This window comes from Roseomonas rosulenta (genome assembly GCF_016106005.1).
Classification (GTDB): Bacteria; Pseudomonadota; Alphaproteobacteria; order Acetobacterales; family Acetobacteraceae; genus Neoroseomonas; species Neoroseomonas rosulenta.
Genome location: NZ_JACADR010000363.1, coordinates 1 through 3,753 on the forward strand (window position 1 = coordinate 1; position 3,753 = coordinate 3,753).

Below are 3,753 nucleotides of genomic sequence, written 5' to 3' on the forward strand. Positions count from 1 at the left end.
CGCGCGCGGGCGCAGCGCACGCCCGAGGGCATCCGCGCGCGCGTCGGCGGCGGCTGCGTGGCAGTGCTGCGCGGCGAGGCGGTACTGTGACGGCGCGCAGCCGGCCCGCGCAGCGCGGCCCATCCGCACGCGACGGCTTCGCGCTGAAAGGCAGCTGATGGATTCGCTCGCGGGGCTCGCGCTCGGCTTCGGCAATGCGCTCACGGTCACCAATCTGGCCTGGGCGCTGCTGGGCTGCTTCCTCGGCACGGCGGTGGGCGTGCTGCCGGGCATCGGGCCGGCGCTGACCATCGCGCTGCTGCTGCCCATTACCTTCCAGGTGAGCGCCACCGGCGCCTTCATCCTGTTCTGCGGCGTGTTCTACGGCGCGATGTATGGCGGCTCCACGACCTCGATCCTGCTGAACACGCCGGGCGAGAGCGGGTCGATCATCACCGCGCTCGAAGGGGCCAAGATGGCGCGCAACGGGCGCGCGGGACCGGCACTCGCCACCGCCGCAATCGGGTCCTTCGTGGCCGGCACGGTGGGCACGCTCGGCATCGCCTTCCTCGGCCCCGTCATCGTGGAATGGGCGCTTGTGCTGGGGCCGGCGGAATACTTCTCCCTGATGGTGCTGTGCTTCGTGACGGTCTCGGCCGTGCTGGGCAGTTCGGCGCTGCGCGGGCTGGCCTCGCTCGCCTTCGGGCTGCTGCTCGGGCTGATCGGGATCGACCTGCAGACCGGTCAGCCGCGCCTGACCTTCGGCGTGCCGGAACTGCTGGACGGCGTGAACGTGGTGCTGGTCGCGGTCGCGCTGTTCGCGGTCGGCGAGGCGCTGCACATGGCCTGGCGCCACCACGAGGGGAAGGTCGAGGTGCTCGAGGTCGGGCGCCTCACGCTGTCGAGGACGGACCTGAAGCGGTCCTTCTGGCCCTGGATGCGCGGCGCGGGGATCGGCTTCCCCTTCGGCGTGCTGCCGGCCGGCGGCACCGAGATGCCGACCATGCTCAGCTACTATGCCGAGCGGAAGCTGGCGAAGCCGGAATACCAGAAGGAATTCGGCACCACCGGCGCGATCGAGGGCGTGGCCGGGCCCGAGGCCGCGAACAACGCCGCCGCCGCGGGCATCCTGGTGCCGATGCTGACACTCGGCCTGCCGACCAGCGCCACGGCTGCGATCATGCTGAGCGCCTTCCAGTCCTATGGCATCAATCCCGGGCCGCTGCTGTTCACGCAGCAGGCGGAGCTGGTCTGGACGCTGATCGCATCCCTGTTCATCGCCAACGTGATGCTGGTGGTGCTGAACCTGCCGCTGGTCGGGCTGTGGGTGCGCATCCTCAATATTCCCGTGCCGCAGCTCTATGCCGGCATCCTGGTCTTCGCGACCATCGGCACCTACGGCATCTCCAACAGCGTGTGGGACCTGGTGATCCTGTACACGCTCGGCGTGGTCGCGATGTTCATGCGGCGCTTCGACTTCCCGGTCGCCCCCGTGGTGATCGGCATGATCCTGGGGCCGATGGCCGAACAGGCGCTGCGCCAGGCGCTGACCATCGGCCAGGGCGATTGGTCGATCTTCGTGACACGGCCGGGCAGCGCGGTGATCCTGGGCCTGGCAGTGCTGGCGCTGGCGGGGCCGCGGCTATGGGCGGTCGTGGCGAAGCGCAGGGGATGAAGCAGGCATGTTCTATGAACCGCATAACGGCCACGGCCTGCCGCACGACCCGTTCAAGGCCATCGTCGCGCCACGGCCGATCGGCTGGATCTCGACGGTGGATGCGCAGGGGCGGGCGAACCTCGCGCCCTATTCCTTCTTCAACGCGGTGCATTCGCGCCCGCCCATGGTGATGTTCGCCAGCGAGACGATGAAGCACAGCGCGGCGAATGCGATCGCGACGGGGGAATTCGTGTTCAACCTCTGCCCGCGCCACCTGTTCGATGCGATGAACGTGTCATCGGGCGCGCAGCCGGCAGGCGAGAGCGAATTCGCCGCAGCGGGGCTTGCGGAAGCGCCGTGCCGCGTGGTGCGCGCGCCGCGAGTCGCGGCATCCCCGGCCTCGCTCGAATGCCGCGTGGTATCGTCCATGCAGCTGCACGACGCGGACGGCGCGGCGCTGCAGGGCTGGATCATCATCGGCCAGGTCGTCGGCGTGCATATAGACGAGGCCTATCTGCGCGACGGCCGCTTCGACACGCTGGCGGCGCAGCCGGTGGCGCGCTGCGGATACCGCGACTACGCGGCGGTGACGGAACTGTTCGAGGCGCTGCGCCCGACGGATGGCGGGGCGTATGTGATGGGGCAGCCGGACCGCTAGCCGCGCACCGGCTGCACCGTCGCCAGGATCGCCGCGCCCAGCGCCAGGAACACCAGCACCGTCGCCATCCCCAGCGCCTGGCTGCCGCTCATGGCCGTGACCGCCGCCAGCGCCGCCGGGCCCATGAAGCCGGTGATACGGCCCGACAGCGCGAACAGCCCGAAATGCGAGGCGCATTGCCCCTCCGGCGCCATCTGCGCCATCAGCGTGCGCGAGGCCGCCTGCGCCGGCCCCATGAAGATGCCCAGCGCCATCGCCAGCGCCCAGAACCACCCCACGCTGTCGGCCAGCAGCAGCGCCGCGCCCAGCAGGATCATGCTGACCAGCGCCACCAGCACCGTGCGCTTCGATCCCACCCGGTCCTCGACCAGGCCGAAGCCGGCGGCGCCGAGCCCGGCGGTGACGTTCAGCGCGATGCCGAACAGCAGGATGTCCTCCATCCCCATGCCGTGCACACCCGCGGCGTAGATGGCGCCGAAGGCGAAGAGCGTGTTCAGCCCATCCGTGTAGAACAGCCGCGCCACCAGGAAGCGCAACATGTCCGGCCGCTGCGGCAGGCCGCGCACCAGCCGGTTCGTCTCCGCGATGCAGGCTGCCACCGCCTGCCCCACCGGCAGGCGCGCGCCGGGCGGGTCGGGCACGAAGAGCAGCACCGGCCAGGCGAAGACCACGGTCCAGAGCCCCACCAGCACCGCCGTCGCGCGCACATGCTCCGACGCATTGCGGTCGAGACCGAACCAGGACGGGTTGGGCTGCACCAGCAGCACGAGCGCCACGCCGAGGCAGGCCAGCCCCCCCGCATAGCCCAGCCCCCAGGCCAGGCCCGAGACGCGGCCCAGATGCTCGGGCGTGGTCACCTCCGGCAGCATGGCGTTGTAGAACACCGTGCCGATCTCGAAGGCGATGGTGGCGACGCACACGCAGGCTAGCGCATACAGGGTCCAGGACGGGTCCGGCTTCGCGAACCAGACCAGCGCGGTGAAGATGGCGGTGACCAGCGTGCAGGCCGCCAGCATGGCGCGCCGCCGCCCGCCATTATCCGCCAGCGCACCCAGGATGGGCGACAGCAGCGCGATGCACACCGCCGCGATGGTCTGCATCCAGCCCCATTGCGCCTGCCCCGTCGCCGGGTCCGGCGCAATGCCCTGGCTGAAATAGGCAGCGATCACGAAGGTCGAGACGACCGTCGGGAAGGCGCTGTTTGCCCAGTCGAAGGTGGCCCAGGCGATCGCCTTGCTGTTCATTCTGCCCCGGTGCCGCAAACATGCCGACGGCGCAAGGGTGCCATCGCAGCCGGGCGGCGCGATGGGCGGGTTGTCATCGGGCCGACATCACCCGCGCGGGGGCCTGCGCAGGCCGCGCCCGCGCACCACCGCGCCCTCCCCGAACCTCGCGCGCAGGGATTCCACCGCGGCCCAGCGCGCGGCGCGGCGCGGCGCCTCTGGGTCCGCGAGGTCGC

Annotated in this window: 3 protein-coding genes; 2 read left to right on the forward strand and 1 reads right to left on the reverse strand. The window is 70.8% G+C overall.

The features are described 5' to 3' along the window. The first annotated feature begins 157 nt into the window (after positions 1–157). Positions 158–1,654: a tripartite tricarboxylate transporter permease gene (locus tag HW578_RS24200; protein WP_198373265.1), complete on the forward strand. Its 1,497-nt coding sequence runs from the start codon at positions 158–160 to the stop codon at positions 1,652–1,654. A gap of 7 nt (positions 1,655–1,661) precedes the next feature. Beyond that, on the forward strand, positions 1,662–2,294 hold the full coding sequence (locus HW578_RS24205) for a flavin reductase family protein (protein WP_198373266.1): 633 nt from the start codon (positions 1,662–1,664) through the stop codon (positions 2,292–2,294). Here HW578_RS24205 and HW578_RS24210 read toward each other — a convergent pair. Then, complete coding sequence (locus tag HW578_RS24210) at positions 2,291–3,538, reverse strand: MFS transporter (RefSeq protein WP_198373267.1); 1,248 nt, start codon at positions 3,536–3,538, stop codon at positions 2,291–2,293. The genes HW578_RS24205 and HW578_RS24210 overlap by 4 nt on opposite strands. Between the last annotated feature and the right edge of the window lie 215 nt (positions 3,539–3,753).

Excerpts from the sequence above, each read along its gene's own strand:
- HW578_RS24210 (WP_198373267.1), bottom strand. The coding sequence starts at position 3,538 with ATGAACAGCAAGGCGATCGCCTGGGCCACCTTCGACTGGGCAAACAGC.
- HW578_RS24205 (WP_198373266.1), top strand. The coding sequence starts at position 1,662 with ATGTTCTATGAACCGCATAACGGCCACGGCCTGCCGCACGACCCGTTC.
- HW578_RS24200 (WP_198373265.1), top strand. The coding sequence starts at position 158 with ATGGATTCGCTCGCGGGGCTCGCGCTCGGCTTCGGCAATGCGCTCACG.